13 protein-coding genes are annotated in these 15,659 nt (G+C 50.0%); all 13 read left to right on the forward strand.

Features of this window, described 5'->3' with window-relative positions; all coding sequences use genetic code 11:
* The 13 genes from B160_RS0103350 to B160_RS0103425 all read left to right on the forward strand — a co-directional run bounded on the left by B160_RS0103350 (nucleotide 1) and on the right by B160_RS0103425 (nucleotide 15,577).
* Nucleotides 1–1,290, forward strand: a complete 1,290-nt coding sequence (locus B160_RS0103350; RefSeq protein WP_018626453.1) for a nucleotide sugar dehydrogenase — start codon at nucleotides 1–3, stop codon at nucleotides 1,288–1,290.
* Nucleotides 1,290–1,838: a dTDP-4-dehydrorhamnose 3,5-epimerase gene (gene rfbC, locus B160_RS0103355; RefSeq protein ID WP_018626454.1), complete on the forward strand. Its 549-nt coding sequence runs from the start codon at nucleotides 1,290–1,292 to the stop codon at nucleotides 1,836–1,838. Before B160_RS0103350 ends, rfbC begins: the two co-directional genes overlap by 1 nt.
* A 1-nt stretch (nucleotide 1,839) precedes the next feature.
* Nucleotides 1,840–2,724: a dTDP-4-dehydrorhamnose reductase gene (gene rfbD / locus B160_RS0103360; protein ID WP_018626455.1), complete on the forward strand. Its 885-nt coding sequence runs from the start codon at nucleotides 1,840–1,842 to the stop codon at nucleotides 2,722–2,724.
* Between the two features lie 140 nt (nucleotides 2,725–2,864).
* Nucleotides 2,865–4,928, forward strand: a complete 2,064-nt coding sequence (locus B160_RS28295; RefSeq protein WP_018626456.1) for a protein-disulfide reductase DsbD family protein — start codon at nucleotides 2,865–2,867, stop codon at nucleotides 4,926–4,928.
* Nucleotides 4,929–4,937: 9 nt separating this feature from the next.
* A complete protein-coding gene (locus B160_RS28300; RefSeq protein WP_245562139.1) occupies nucleotides 4,938–5,279 on the forward strand; it encodes an acyl-CoA thioesterase in 342 nt (113 codons plus the stop codon).
* Nucleotides 5,280–5,506: 227 nt separating this feature from the next.
* Nucleotides 5,507–6,478 carry a glycoside hydrolase family 43 protein gene (locus tag B160_RS0103380; RefSeq protein ID WP_018626458.1) on the forward strand — a complete coding sequence of 324 codons (972 nt, stop codon included), beginning with the start codon at nucleotides 5,507–5,509 and terminating at the stop codon, nucleotides 6,476–6,478.
* A gap of 92 nt (nucleotides 6,479–6,570) precedes the next feature.
* Nucleotides 6,571–7,227 carry an HAD family hydrolase gene (locus B160_RS0103385; protein WP_026309493.1) on the forward strand — a complete coding sequence of 219 codons (657 nt, stop codon included), beginning with the start codon at nucleotides 6,571–6,573 and terminating at the stop codon, nucleotides 7,225–7,227.
* 82 nt (nucleotides 7,228–7,309) lie between these two features.
* Nucleotides 7,310–8,980: a ribulokinase gene (locus B160_RS0103390; RefSeq protein ID WP_018626460.1), complete on the forward strand. Its 1,671-nt coding sequence runs from the start codon at nucleotides 7,310–7,312 to the stop codon at nucleotides 8,978–8,980.
* Between the two features lie 2 nt (nucleotides 8,981–8,982).
* Nucleotides 8,983–9,678, forward strand: coding sequence for an L-ribulose-5-phosphate 4-epimerase AraD (araD, locus tag B160_RS0103395; RefSeq protein WP_018626461.1), 696 nt, complete (start codon nucleotides 8,983–8,985; stop codon nucleotides 9,676–9,678).
* A gap of 19 nt (nucleotides 9,679–9,697) precedes the next feature.
* The gene (gene araA, locus B160_RS0103400; protein ID WP_018626462.1) at nucleotides 9,698–11,200 is read left to right on the forward strand and encodes an L-arabinose isomerase; all 1,503 of its coding nucleotides are present in this window, start codon (nucleotides 9,698–9,700) and stop codon (nucleotides 11,198–11,200) included.
* Nucleotides 11,201–11,272: 72 nt separating this feature from the next.
* The gene (locus tag B160_RS0103410) at nucleotides 11,273–12,964 is read left to right on the forward strand and encodes a sodium/sugar symporter (RefSeq protein ID WP_018626464.1); all 1,692 of its coding nucleotides are present in this window, start codon (nucleotides 11,273–11,275) and stop codon (nucleotides 12,962–12,964) included.
* Between the two features lie 140 nt (nucleotides 12,965–13,104).
* Nucleotides 13,105–14,784 carry a sodium/sugar symporter gene (locus B160_RS0103420; RefSeq protein ID WP_018626466.1) on the forward strand — a complete coding sequence of 560 codons (1,680 nt, stop codon included), beginning with the start codon at nucleotides 13,105–13,107 and terminating at the stop codon, nucleotides 14,782–14,784.
* Nucleotides 14,785–14,848: 64 nt separating this feature from the next.
* Nucleotides 14,849–15,577 carry an EcsC family protein gene (locus tag B160_RS0103425; protein ID WP_018626467.1) on the forward strand — a complete coding sequence of 243 codons (729 nt, stop codon included), beginning with the start codon at nucleotides 14,849–14,851 and terminating at the stop codon, nucleotides 15,575–15,577.
* Nucleotides 15,578–15,659 lie beyond the last annotated feature (82 nt).

Below are 15,659 nucleotides of genomic sequence, written 5' to 3' on the forward strand. Positions count from 1 at the left end.
ATGTACAAAGCATTATTGAATAAACAGGAAAAATTAGCCGTTATCGGATTGGGATATGTGGGATTGCCCATTGCCCTGGAGTTTGCAAAAAAGCTCTCCGTTATCGGCTTCGACATTAATGAAAAACGGATCGGCCAGATGCAGGAAGGCATCGATCCCAGCAATGAGCTGGAGTCCGGCGACTTTGAAGGGTGCGACATTACGTTTACCAGTTCCCTGGAAGTGCTGAAAACGGCGCGGTTCTTCATTGTAGCAGTACCCACACCGGTGGATGCGTCCAATATTCCTGATCTTACGCCGGTGCTAAAGGCGTCGGAAACCATCGGAAAGGTCATTAAGAAAGGCGACTATGTGGTCTTTGAATCTACCGTATATCCCGGGTGCACCGAAGAGGATTGTTTGCCCGTCATTGAAAGGATATCCGGCTTAAGGAACCGGCAGGACTTTAAGCTGGGCTATTCGCCGGAAAGGATCAACCCCGGCGATAAGGAGCATACGCTCAGCTCCATCGTGAAAGTGGTTGCCGGTTGTGATGCCGGATCGCTGGATACGATTGCGCAGGTTTATAGCCTGGTGGTAAAAGCCGGCGTGCATAAAGCCTCCTCCATAAAGGTGGCAGAAGCTGCAAAGGTGATCGAGAATACACAGCGCGATCTGAACATTGCCCTGATGAACGAGCTGTCCATCATTTTCAACATCATGGGCATCAATACCTTTGAAGTACTGGAAGCTGCCGGCACAAAATGGAATTTTTTGAAATTCCAGCCGGGGTTGGTAGGCGGTCATTGCATTGGGGTAGATCCCTATTACCTTACCTACAGGGCCAACCAGCTGGGGTACAATGCGGAGGTGATCCTCGCGGGCAGGAGTATTAATGACCGGATGGCCAAACACGTAGCCGAAAAAGTGGTAAAACATATCCTGAAGAGCGGTACCAATATTGGCGAGGCCGCTGTGCTGATCAAAGGGGTTACCTTTAAAGAAAATGTGAGCGATATCCGGAACAGCAAAATAGCAGATGTGGTGGCCGCGTTAAAGGAATATTCGGTGAATGTTCATATCGAAGACCCCCTGGCAGCTTCTGAAGAGCTGATGCAGGAGTACGGGTTCGGCCTGACCAGTGCCCCCGGCAATAATTATGATGCGGTCATTGTAGCAGTGCCGCACCGGCAATACACCGGGCTGGACGACGCTTATTTTTGCGGGATCACAAAAGAAAATGCCATTATTGCGGACATAAAAGGGATCTATCGGAATAAAATTCAAAACCGGAGTTATTTTAGTTTATAATGCCATTTACCAATACACACATCGAAGGACTGCTATTATTTGAACCCCGCGTTTTTGAAGACGCACGGGGATGTTTTTTTGAAGCATACAACCAGTCTGTTTTTAAGGAAGCAGGCGTGGATGCCCGCTTTATTCAGGACAACCAGTCGCATTCCACATACGGGGTGATCCGTGGATTGCATTACCAGCTAAAGCCCCATGCACAATACAAGCTGGTACGCGTTCTTGAAGGAAGAATCCTGGACGTGGTGGTGGATGTGCGGAAAGATGCGCCCACATACGGCGTGGTATTTTCCGTGGAGCTTTCTGCAGAGAACAGGAAGCAGCTGCTGGTGCCGCATGGATTTGCACATGGGTTCTCCGTTCTGAGCGCAACGGCAACGGTGCTGTACAAATGTGATGCCCTTTATCATAAAGAAAGCGAAGGTGGCATCATTTACAACGATGCCGGCCTGGCCATCGACTGGCAGGTACCGAAGGAAAAGCAGATCGTTTCGGAAAAGGACCTGCTGCTTCCTTCATTTAAAGATGCTGTAAATAATTTTTAATATGCAATCACCCGTTAAGGTGCTGGTGACCGGATCCAACGGACAACTGGGCTTCGAGATCAGGGAACTGGCAGCAGCATATCCGGATCTTGTATTTGATTTTACGGACCGGAGCCGGCTTCCCGTTGCGGAAGAAGAAAGCATTGCGCAGTATTTTGAGGAATTTCAGCCCGATTACTGTATCAATTGTGCAGCTTATACCGCTGTGGACCGTGCGGAGGCGCCGGAAGAAGCCGCGGTAGCGGAAAAAGTGAATGCCACAGCAGTGGCCTGTCTGGCCCGGGCCTGTGCTTCCGGGGGCACGAAACTGATCCATATTTCTACCGACTATGTTTTTGACGGCCGGGCAACGGAGCCATACAAACCATCGGATGCCACCCATCCGCTCAGCGTTTACGGCGCCACCAAACGAAAAGGCGAGCTGCTGGCACAGGAGCAAACCGATGCCGTCATCATCCGTACCGCCTGGGTTTATTCGTCGTTCGGAAAGAATTTTGTAAAAACGATGATCCGTCTGATGCAGGAACGACCGGCCATCAATGTGGTCAGTGACCAATACGGCGCACCCACCTATGCAAGAGACCTGGCCAAAGCCATTATCGACATCATCAGCGGCGACAGCTGGCTGCCGGGAATTTATCATTATACCAATGAAGGCGCTATCAGCTGGTATGATTTTGCCGTGAAGATCAGGGAGCTGACCGGGAGCTCCTGTACCATCAATGCCATTCCGGCCACAGCGTATCCGACCCCTGCAAAAAGGCCCGCATACTCGGTTTTAGATACGGCCACGATAAAAGAAGCCTATAAAGTTGATACACCCTACTGGACAAGTAGTTTAAAAGAATGCATCGAAAAGCTCAAACAGGAAAAATATTTTTTATAAAACATTGTTACAGTTAGTGGTTATTGATCAAAACTGTATTTATTTTTAATATTATGTAAATAAAAGCAGGGCCCCCTGTAACATTTGTTACCATTTTTTGTTTCTATAATTTTGTCCATCTCCTAATTAAACAAAAGTGTATGAAGCGGATCTTATTGGCCTTTCCTCTTTTTTTTCTCTTTTTAGTTGCGGCGGCGCAGGACAGTTCCAGGGTAAAATTCTCTTATAGCCAACGTCCGGCCGGTGAAAATGAGGTCCAGCTGATCATTACCGCTCATGTAACAGATCCGGGCACAGAGCTGTTTGGTATCCAGACCGCTCAGAACAAAGATGTGTACTCCGCCATTGTTTTTGATACGGCAGCAGCAAAATATTTAAAGGACAGTCTTTCAGAAAAAGGGAGCCTGCAGCAGCAGACCGATCCGGTGCTGAGTGTACCGGTTGCCTTTGTAAAAGATTCCTTGCAATGGATACAAACGGTAAAGCTTGAGAAAGGAGACAGTGCGGTTGTGAAAGGAGCTGTTACCTATATGTTCAAATCAGGGGAAACATTCGCTTCTTTTGAGGAACCTTTTAAATTTTATGTAAAGAACGAGGATGTTCCGGGAACGGCATCGGTGACGACCGGTGCAAACAATAGTGACACTGCAGCAGGCGGACAGTCACTGCTCTGGATCTTCCTGGGCGCCTTTGGCGGTGGATTGCTGGCATTGTTAACGCCCTGCGTGTATTCGATGATTCCGGTTACGGTAAGCTTTTTTACCAAACGCAGCAAAACAAAGGCAGAAGGCAGGAAGAATGCGCTGATCTATTCGGGATCGATCGTCTTTATATTCACGTTCATCGGTTTTTTGATCACCTTGATCTGGGGGCCGGCTGCTTTGAACAATATTTCTACAAACTGGATCTTCAACCTGTTCATCTTTATTTTATTCCTGGTATTCGGGATCTCGTTCTTAGGGGCCTTTGAAATTACATTGCCGGCCTCGTGGTCAACCCGGGCCGATGCCAAAGCCAATACGTCCAGTTTCCTGGGTATCTTTTTCATGGCTCTGGTGCTGGTTATTGTTTCCTTTAGCTGTACCGGTCCCATACTTGGGTTTTTGCTGCCCATCATTTTTAAGGGCGGTTATGTGGGACCATTGGTAGGATTCTTTGGTTTTTCGCTGGCCATGTCCATTCCCTTTGCGCTCTTTGCATTTTTTCCTTCCTGGCTAAACAGTTTAAGCAAGCCGGGGGGATGGATGAATTCAATAAAGGTCACGCTCGGGTTTATGGAGCTGGCGCTTGCCCTTAAATTCCTCTCAAATGCGGATCTTGCAAAGAACTGGCGGATCCTGGACCGGGAAATTTTTATCGTATTGTGGGTAGTGATCTTCTTGCTGCTGGGGTTATACCTGCTGGGGAAACTAAAGTTCAGGCATGATGATGAGTTGCCCAAAAATGATTTCGGATTGCCGTATCTTACGGTAACCCGGCTTTCCTTTGCCATTGCGTCCTTCTTTATGGTCGTATATCTCATTCCCGGGCTGTTTGGTGCGCCGTTGAAAGGCCTGGGTACGTTTTTGCCGCCGATGGGCACCCAGGACTTTAATGCAGATGACTTGCCCTCCGGAACGGATCTGAGGGCGCTCGGCGGCCGGACCGGAAATACCGGGGATACGGCACACTACGCAGATGGATTGCCCGGGCCGGTGAAATATGCGGCCATCATGAAAAAAAATGAACCGGCTGTGGTGGTCAATAACGGGCTTGTGACCTACTTTGATTATCGGGAGGCGCTCGAAGTGGCCCGCAGGTCAAAACGGCCGCTGATGCTGGATTTTACAGGGATCAATTGTATCAACTGCCGCAAAATGGAAGCCCAGGTATGGAGCGACCCGGAAGTGATGAAGCTGCTGAAGGAGCAATTCGTGATTGCTTCTTTATTTGTGGATGTGCATAATGGCGTGGATATACCCAAGGCAGAACAATATCCATCGAAGGAGCTTGGAAAAACGGTGGAAACCCTGGGAGAGCTGAATACCGATATACAACTTTCCCGTTTTGGATCCAATACCCAGCCTTTTTATTTCTTCCTGGATGGAAAAGAAGAGCGCCTGGCGCCGGATGGGTTTCCCTACGATCCGCTTCCGGATCTGAAAGGGCGCTTTAAGAAGCATCTCGAAAAGGTAATTGCAGAATATAAAAAAAGAAACGCTTAAGCCCGTATTATGGAGGATAAGACCACACCCGACAACGAAATGCGGTTCCACACCCGCAAATGGGTAAAACCGGAAGATCTCAACCCCAACCAGTCGCTGTTTGGCGGACGCTTGTTGCAGTGGATCGATGAAGAAGCGGCCCTGTACGCCATCATCCAGCTGGAGAATACCCATGTTGTGACCAAGTTCATATCCGAAATTAATTTTATTGCTTCACCCCGGCAAGGCGATATCATTGAGATCGGGATCATTGCCACCAAGTTTGGGAATACTTCGCTCACCCTGCGTTGCGAGGTGCGGAATAAGATGACGCAGGAGCCCTTCTTACCGTTGACCGCATGGTGTTTGTAAACCTCGATAAGAACGGTACACCCACGCCACATGGCAAAACGGCCATTACCTTTGTGGCAGAACGATTGTTAAAATAAGGGCTGTTTTACACCATTGCAGGGTGTTTCACCGGCAATGGATGCTTGCGTCACCCGGCAGCCGGATTTGGTGTATAGGCGCGGACCACCCTGGCCCAGGCGGGGTAAGTTCTTCAGACCGGTATCTTTTAAAGAAAACAACAGTTATGTATGAAAAAAATAATCGCGATATCCGGCCTGGTCCTCCTGTTTTCCGGGGTCTACGGGCAGAAAAAGTTTTCCGGAAATCCATTGTTCCCGGGGTGGTATGCGGATCCGGAAGGAGTGATCTTTGACAAAACCTACTGGATCTATCCCACCTATTCGGCGCCCTATGAGCGGCAGGTCTTTATGGATGCCTTTTCCTCAAAGGACCTGGTACAATGGACAAAACATGAAAAGATACTCGATACCGCAGCAGTAAAGTGGGCTCGGCGGGCACTTTGGGCACCGGCTATTATAAAGAAAGATAACCGCTATTTTCTTTTTTTCGGGGCTAACGATATTCAGAACGACCGGGAAACGGGAGGGATCGGTGTTGCCGTAGCGGCACAGCCACAGGGGCCTTTTAAGGATTATCTCGGGCATCCGCTGGTAGACCGGTTTCATAACGGTGCGCAGCCCATTGACCAGTTTGTTTTTAAAGATAAGGACGGGGCTTATTACCTCATTTACGGAGGATGGCGGCATTGCAATATCGCCCGGTTAAAAGATGATTTTACCGGGTTTATACCGTTCCCGGACGGCGGCGTTTTTAGAGAGATCACACCCGAAAAATATGTGGAGGGACCGGTAATGTTCATCCGCAAGGGCAAATATTATTTTATGTGGTCGGAAGGAGGGTGGACCGGCCCGGATTACAGCGTGGCCTATGCAGTGGCCGATTCACCGCTGGGGCCGTTTAAGCGCGCCGGAAAGATATTGCAACAGGATCCCAAAATAGCAACAGGGGCCGGGCACCATTCTGTGATACAGGTGCCGGGCCGGGACGAATGGTATATTATTTATCACCGGCGGCCGCTTGCTGAAAAGGACGGCAACTCGCGGGAAACCTGTATAGAGCGTCTTTATTTTAACAGCGATGGTACCATCAGGCCCGTAGTGCTTACGAACAGCGGGGTTCCGGCAAGGCCGCTGCGCTGATCCCGCCTCCTTTTTGCTTAAATGGCCCAGGCCAAATTAAGCAGGGACCGTTTTTTCATTTCTCTGTATCTTACCCGCTATTATTCAGCGCAATGAGATACAAAGCATTTATTTTTGATTTGAACGGGACCATCATTGACGACATGGCTTTTCATGCGGAAGCCTGGTTCAGGATCCTGAATGAGGAGTTAAACGCAGGTTTAAGCCGGGCAGTGGTAAGCAGCCATATGTACGGAAAGAACAGTGAGGTACTGGACCGGATCTTTGGCAGCAGCAAATTCACGGAGGCCGAAAAAGAAGCACTCTCCTTCCGGAAGGAGCAGATCTACCAGGAAGCCTATCTGCCGCATCTGCGGTTGGTACCGGGGCTGGACGATTTTCTAAAAAAGGCCGCATCAAAAAACATTCCCATGGCCATCGGTACGGCCGCTATCCCTTTTAATGTTGATTTTGTGGTAGACCGGTTGCATATCCGCCGGTATTTTCAGGCCGTGGTAACGGCCGATGACGTTTCGAAAAGTAAACCGGACCCGGAAACCTTTCTCACCTGCGCCCGGCTGCTGGATACGGCGCCTTCGGATTGCCTGGTTTTTGAAGATGTGCCCAAAGGGGCCGAAGCGGCTGCCAATGCCGGTATGGATACGGTTATCATTACCACGGGGCACGGGCCGGAGGAATTTAAAGAGCAGCGCCGGATCTTATGCGATATACCGGATTTTACGGACCCGCGTTTGAATGACCTGTTCTGAAAAGCATGCGTGAAAAAATAATTGTAATTTTTACAATTATTGCAAATAAATTGTATTTTTAATTTTTAAACGATCGTAGTCGATGAAAGAAGCATACGTGATCGGAGTGGATTTTGGTACGGATTCGGTTCGCTCCGTTATAGTAAATGCGTTAAACGGAAACGAGGTTGCGGCCTCGGTATTCCAGTATCCCCGTTGGAAACAGGGATTGTATTGTGTACCTTCAAAGAACCAGTTCCGGCAACATCCGCTGGACTATATGGAAGGGCTGGAGGCCACCATTAAAGATTGTGTACAAAAAGCGGGGGCAGCCGTTGCCGCACAGGTCAAGGGGATCTCGATTGATACCACCGGCTCAACCCCGGTAGCGGTCGACAAAAAAGGCCGGCCCCTGGCCCTGTCTGCGGAGTTTGCAGACAACCCCAATGCCATGTTTGTTTTGTGGAAGGATCATACGGCAACCGCCGAGGCGGCAGCCATCAATAAACATGCAGAACAGTTTGAGACCAATTACCTCCGGTATGTTGGAGGCATCTATTCCAGTGAGTGGTACTGGGCAAAATTATTGCGCATTTTCAGAACGGATGAAGCCGTCCGCAACCATACGGTAAGCTGGGTGGAGCATGCGGACTGGCTGCCTTTTCTGCTGACCGGCGGCGCGGAGGTGCAGCAGCTGAAACGGGGCGTTTGCACCGCGGGGCACAAGGCGCTCTGGTCCGAAGCTTTTAACGGATTTCCTCCCAATGAATTCTGGGCAACGCTGGATCCGTTGCTGGAGGGCTTTGCCGACCATCTTCCGTCCCGGACCTACGCGGCGGATGAAGCTGCAGGAACACTCTGCCCGGAGTGGGCAGAAAAACTGGGGCTGAGCACCAGTGTGGTAGTGGGCATCGGCGCCATGGATGCACATATGGGCGCTGTTGGCGGACAGATAGAGCCATATCATCTGAGTAAGGTGATGGGAACCTCTACCTGCGATATGCTGGTGGTGCCCCCGGAAGACCTGTTGGGCGATAAAACAGTTAAAGGTATCTGCGGTCAGGTTACGGGATCGGTGATCCCGGGTATGACAGGACTGGAAGCCGGGCAGAGCGCTTTTGGAGACGTATATGCCTGGTTTAAAAATGTATTGTCATGGCCCATGCAGCTGGTGAAAGAATCCAGTGTATTGACCCAGGCGCAGGCGGCAGCACTTATTGAAGAAACGGCAGCGCGGGTGATCCCGGAACTGGCTAAGGCAGCGGCGGCCCTGCCGCTGGAAGAAAAGGATGTGCATGCGGTGGACTGGCTGAATGGCCGCCGGACACCGGATGCCAACCAATTGCTGCACGGGGCATTGACCGGGCTCAGCCTGGGAAGCGATGCGCCCCGGATCTTTAAAGCGCTGGTGGAAGCCACCTGTTTTGGTGCCAAGGCTATTGTGGACCGGTTTGAGGAAGAAGGTGTTCCCATCAAAGGGCTGATCGGTGTGGGCGGGGTTGCCCGTAAATCGGCCTACATCATGCAGGTGATGGCGGATGTAATGAATATGCCGATCCGGATCCACCGGTCGGAACAGACCTGTGCCATCGGGGCTGCCATGTTTGCCGCAACCGTTGCGAGCATTTACCCGAAGGTAGAGGCAGCCATGGAGGCCATGGGGCAGGGCTTTGACCAGGAATATTTCCCCGATCCGGCAAGGCATGCATATTATAAAGAACGAATGGAGCAATATCATAAAATAGGTGCTTTTTTAGAACACAACAACCTGTAACAATGAAATACGAAGCGATCCGCCGGAAGGCATATAATGCCAACATGCAGCTTCCTGAACTGGGGCTGGTGCTCTTTACTTTTGGGAACGCCAGCGAAGCAGACCGGGAAGAAGGTGTTTTTGCCATTAAGCCCAGCGGGGTGGCTTACGCCGAGCTTACACCGGAAAAGATGGTGATCGTTGACTTTGACGGAAAAATGGTGGATGGATCGCTGAATCCCAGCTCCGATACCCAAACGCACGCTGTGCTGTACAAGCACTGGGAGGGCATCGGAGGTATTGTACATACGCATTCGACCTATGCAACAGCCTGGGCACAATCGCTGAGGGCCATTCCCATTTACGGAACCACCCATGCCGATTATAACATTGTAAACATTCCCTGTGCGCTGCCCATGGATGATGAAATGATACAGGGCGATTATGAAGTGCAGACGGGACACCAGGTTCTGAACCATTTCAGGGAAAACGGCTTTGATTACCGGGAGGTAGAAATGATCCTGCTGGGCAATCATGCGCCCTTTACCTGGGGAAAAAATGCGGCCAAAGCCGTGCACAACAGTGCGGTACTGGAGCAGGTGGCGCAGATGGCGTACCTCACCGAGCAGATCAATCCGCAGGTATCGCTGCTGAAAAAAGCCCTGATGGATAAGCACTACCAGCGCAAGCACGGCCCGCACAGCTATTACGGACAATAATAAACTATATCGAAAATATATGATCAATCTGGAGCAATTAGAATTGTGGTTTGTTACCGGGAGTCAACACCTCTACGGCGCCGATACCTTAAAGGAAGTAGCGGCACATGCACAGGAAATCGTCAATCACATCAACGGTACAACAAAAATACCGGTAAAGCTTGTCTGGAAGGATACGGTGAAAACACCGGAAGAGATCTCCTCGGTTTTTTCCGAGGCCAATTTCAGCGGGTCCTGTATCGGTGTGATTGCGTGGATGCATACTTTTTCTCCTGCAAAAATGTGGATCAACGGGCTGAAGATCTTTCATAAGCCCCTGCTGCAGTTTCATACCCAGTTTAACCGGGATATTCCCTGGAGCACGATCGACATGGACTTTATGAACACCAACCAGTCGGCACATGGCGACCGGGAATTTGGCTTTATGCTGAGCCGGATGAACAAGCACCGGAAGGTAGTGGTGGGGCACTGGAAGGACGACAGCGTTTTAGAGCGGATCGCGGCCTGGAGCCGGGCGGCCATCGGCTGGCACGACTGGCAGGGAGCACGGTTTGTACGCTTTGGCGATAATATGCGCTATGTGGCCGTGACCGATGGGGATAAAGTAGAAGCGGAATTGAAATTTGGCTACAGCGTCAATACACACGGCATCGGCGACCTGGTGGCCGTGATCAACCAGGTAGGTGTAAAAGAAACGGACGCGCTGGTACAGGAGTACCTGGATACCTATCATGTTGCCGTGCAACTGAAAAAAGACGGTGCACAATACCAATCGCTGGCAGATGCAGCGCGCATGGAACTGGGTTTAAAGCAATTTCTGGAACAGGGCAATTTTAAAGGATTTTCCGATACATTTGAAGATCTGCACGGGATGATGCAGCTGCCGGGGATCGCCGCGCAGCGCCTGATGGAGCAGGGATACGGATTTGCGGGGGAAGGCGACTGGAAAACGGCGGCGCTGGTGCGCGCAATGAAATCAATGGCGGTTGGCTTGCCCGGGGGGAATTCCTTTATGGAAGATTATACCTATCACTTTGATCCGGATGGCCCGCTGGTGCTGGGAGCACATATGCTGGAGATCTGCTCCAGTATCGCAAACGGAAAACCATCCTGTGAGATCCATCCGCTGGGGATCGGCGGTAAAGCAGACCCCGTCCGCCTGGTATTTGATGTAACGGGTGGTCCGGCGCTGAATGCCTCCATTATGGATATGGGCAACCGGTTCCGCCTGCTGGTAAACGAGGTAGAGGCCGTAGCGCCAACAAAGGAGCTGCCAAAACTTCCGGTGGCCCGGGTGCTCTGGAAGCCCTACCCGGATATGAATACCGGTTGTGCCGCCTGGATCCTGGCCGGAGGCGCGCATCATACCTGCTACTCACAAAACCTTACCGTTGAGCACCTGGAAGATTTTGCCGGCATGGCGGGTATCGAATTCGTGCGGATCGGTAAAGAAACTGATCTGTATCAGTTTAAAAACGAACTGCGCTGGAGCGATGTATATTACCAGCTCAACAAAAATTAATTTAATCCTGGAAAACGGGGTAATTAATTATTTTAGCAAACTTTTAAAGGAACATATTAACATTGCATGCATATGAATAATGAGTTAAGAGTATCAGACTACATCGTTTTTCTGGTGTATTTCATTATTGTGGCTTCTTACGGGTATTGGGTGTACCGGAAAAAGAAACAGGCCTCCGTTTCTGCCTCACACGACTATTTCCTGGCGGAAGGTTCTTTGACCTGGTGGGCTATCGGGGCCTCCCTGATCGCTTCCAATATTTCTGCGGAGCAGTTTATTGGTATGAGCGGAAGCGGTTTTAAGATCGGGCTTGCCATTTCTACCTATGAGTGGATGGCCGCTGCGACGCTGATCATCGTTGCCGTATTTTTTATGCCGGTGTATCTGAAAAACAAAATATACACCATGCCGCAATTCCTGAATCAGCGGTATAACGGAACCGTGGCAATGATCATGGCGGTTTTCTGGCTGCTGCTCTATGTAGTAGTGAACCTGACCTCCATTCTATTCCTCGGAGCGCTTGCCGTAAGCACCATTTCCGGCATCAATTTTTGGATTTGTATGTCTATGCTGGCGCTTTTTGCACTGATCATTGCGCTGGGCGGTATGAAAGTGATCGGCTACACCGATGTGATCCAGGTGTTCTTCCTGATCCTGGGTGGCCTGGCTACCACTTACCTGGCATTATCGCTGGTTGCAGACCATTTTAAGCTGGATGGTGTGATGAGCGCACTGGGAACATTGAAAGCAAAAGCAGACGATCATTTTCACATGATACTAAAGAAGGATAACCCCAATTACCTGGATCTTCCGGGTCTTACAGTGCTCCTGGGGGGCATGTGGATCGTGAACCTGAATTACTGGGGATGTAACCAGTACATTACGCAACGGGCGCTTGGTGCTGATCTGAAAACGGCCCGTTCCGGTCTGCTATTTGCAGGATTCTTAAAATTATTAATGCCCATTATTGTGGTGATCCCCGGTATTGCTGCATATATTCTGCACCAGGAAGGCGTTGTGGGCGGGGTCGATTTCCAGGCCCAGATGATTGAGCATGGGGAAATGAACCCTGACAGGGCTTACCCGGTATTGCTGAACCTGTTGCCGGCTGGTTTAAAGGGGCTTGCTTTTGCCGCGCTTACAGCCGCCATTGTAGCGTCACTGGCTGGTAAAATAAACAGTATCTCCACCATTTTTACGCTGGATATTTATAAAAAGCGGCTGAATACGGCGGCTACCGAAACCCAGCAGGTAAATGTAGGCCGGATCACCATCGTGGTAGCAATGATCCTAGCGATCATTATTTCGCCGTTCCTGGGTATTGATAAAAAAGGCGGGTTCCAGTTTATACAGGAGTACACCGGCTTTGTATCGCCGGGTATTTTTGCCATGTTCCTGTTGGGATTCTTCTGGAAAAAAACGACTTCTTCCGCGGCATTGTTCGCTACGATAGGCGGTTTTATTTTTTCTGTGGCCCTCAAATTTTTACCAGGCGTAATGGATCTTCAATTCCTGTCTTCCCTTGGTCTTTCGGTTCCCAATAGCGCCGGGGTTTATGAAATTCCCTTTCTCGACCGGATGGGGATCGTGTTTGTTTTGTGTATTGTGGGCATGTTCATCATCTCCAGGATCGACATTGCAAGGGGCGTACAGCCCAATGGTCTGGAAGTAGATACGAAAATGTTTAAAGTAAACTCGGGTTTTCTTGTAGGAGCTTTGATCATCTGTGGTATTTTAACCGCATTGTACACCTTGTTTTACTAAGGGACCCGGAAAATCTGCGATCGGTAAAACCCGGTTCCGGCATGCCGGAACCGGGTTTCTTTATTAAAAATTCCCGTCAATCGCGTTAAAAACAATATATTTAGTACTTCTTTTTCTGTTAAACGAAAAAAAATGTACATATGAAAGGTTCAGATTACCTGGTGTTCTTCATTTATTTTATCGTAGTAGCCTCCTACGGGTACTGGGTGTACCGGAAAAAGAGGCAGGAGAGCGTTTCGGCATCGCATGATTATTTTCTTGCCGAAGGTTCGCTTACCTGGTGGGCTATTGGCGCTTCGCTGATCGCTTCCAACATCTCCGCGGAGCAGATGATCGGGATGAGCGGTTCGGGATTCAAGCTGGGGCTGGCTATTTCGGCCTACGAATGGATGGCCGCGGCCACATTGATCATCGTGGCGATCTTTTTTATGCCGGTATATCTGAAGAACAAGATCTTTACCATGCCGCAGTTCCTGAGCCAGCGGTACAATTCCAAAGTGGCCATGATCATGGCGGTGTTCTGGCTGATGCTGTATATTGTGGTAAACCTCATGTCCATCCTTTACCTGGGAGCCCTGGCCATCAGCGGTATTTCGGGGATCAATATCACGTTCTGCATCCTGGCGCTGGCCATTTTTGCGATCGTCATTACCCTTGGAGGCATGAAGGTGATCGGATTTACCGATGTGATCCAGGTATTTTTCCTGGTGCTGGGCGGATTGGTGGCTACCTATATCGCATTAAATCTGATTTCCGGCGGTAAGGGTATTGGTGCCGGTTTTAGTATGTTGCAATCAAAAGCATCCGAACATTTTCACCTGATCTTTAAGAAAGACAATCCCAATTATATCGATCTGCCCGGGCTAAGCGTTCTGATCGGCGGTATGTGGATCGCCAACCTCAGTTACTGGGGCTGCAACCAGTATATCACACAGCGGGCGTTAGGCGCCTCGTTGCCCGTGGCCCGCAAAGGCCTGTTGTTTGCCGCGTTTTTAAAAATGCTGATGCCCATCATCGTGGTGCTGCCGGGTATTGCCGTATATTATATTGTAAAAGAGAACCTGGGCGGGATCACACCGGATCAGCTGCTCACGGCCTCGGGCGTTCAGGATCCCAACAAAGCCTATCCTGCATTGATAACCTTGCTGCCGTCAGGTCTTAAAGGATTGTCGTTTGCGGCGCTGACGGCAGCCATTGTGGCCTCCCTGGCGGGTAAGGCCAATAGTATTGCTACTATCTTTACGCTGGATATTTATAAGAAAGTATTCAATGCCAATGCCAGTGAGCGCAACCTGGTGAATGTGGGAAAGATCTCGGTAATCGTTTCCATGCTGTTTGCGGTATTGCTTTCCCTGATCGTTGGCGATGCCCTCATGGGCGAAGGCAAGCAGGGGTTCCAGTATATCCAGGAGTATACCGGTTTTGTATCGCCGGGTATTTTTGCCATGTTCATCTTTGGTTTCTTCTGGAAGAAGACCACTTCCAGCGCCGCGTTGTTTGCCACGATCGGGGGCTTTATCGCATCCGTGCTGCTGAAGTTTTTGCCGGGTTGGGTCGATCTGTCTGCCCTGCACCAGTTTGGCTGGTCCGTCCAGAATGCAGCTGGTATTTACGAAATTCCGTTTATGGACCGGATGGTGATTGTATTTCTGATATGCACCCTCGGTATGTACCTGATCAGTATGTATGAGCACAAAAAAGGCGTGGTCACAAAAGGCCTGGAAGTGGATACCGGTATGTTTAAGACTTCCACCGGTTTTGCCGTAGGATCCCTCATCATTGTGGCTATGCTGGTGGCATTGTATTCCGCGTACTGGTAACCTTATTTTATTTTAGTTGTTTTAAATAAGAGCGGGTTTTCCCCGCTCTTTTTAATTTTGGACCATGAACCACTATGAACAGATCGCTTTTTCAGAAATGCGGCGCTGGCAATTCAATATGCAGCGTACCCCTGGGTTATTGAACCGGCTTTCAAAAAGAACGCAGGATAAGATCAATGCGCTGATCCCGGAGAAAGTGCATAAGGGGATCACTGTGGTGATCAAACAAATGATCCAGGCTGTTTTATTCGGCGCCAAACATACTACTGCCCGGCCTTTAAAAGATGCGGTATTTATATTGCGGGAGCAGACGGCAAAAGAAAAAATAAAGTTCTACCGGAGTGCGGCTGCGGTGGAAGGGGGTGTAACCGGGGCCGGTGGTTTTTTAATGGGACTGGCAGATTTTCCGTTATTGCTGGCCCTCAAGCTGAAGCTGCTTTATGAGATCGCTTCGGTATATGGGTTTGATCTGAATGACTACCGGGAGCGGGTATATCTGCTGCATATTTTTGAGCTGGCCTTTTCGAGCACTGCCCACCGGAATGCGGTCTATCGAAAAATGGAGCACTGGAATACAAAGATGGAAGCGATGCCTGCGGATATATCCGGATTTGACTGGCGGCATTTTCAGCAGGAATACAGGGATTATATCGATCTCGCAAAAATGGCACAGCTATTGCCGGTGATAGGGGCGCCGGTGGGGTTTATTGCCAACTACAGGCTGGTACGGAAACTTGGGGTCACGGCCATGAACGCCTATCGCATGCGCCTCCTGGACGGGAGCAATGCGTAGCCCGGTCTGGGCGGCTTACCGGATTATGTTTAGGATATTTTAACAGGGGTGTAAACGGCCGCTGTCGTTTTTGAAGCCTATC

This window comes from Niabella aurantiaca DSM 17617 (genome assembly GCF_000374125.1).
GTDB lineage: Bacteria > Bacteroidota > Bacteroidia > Chitinophagales > Chitinophagaceae > Niabella > Niabella aurantiaca.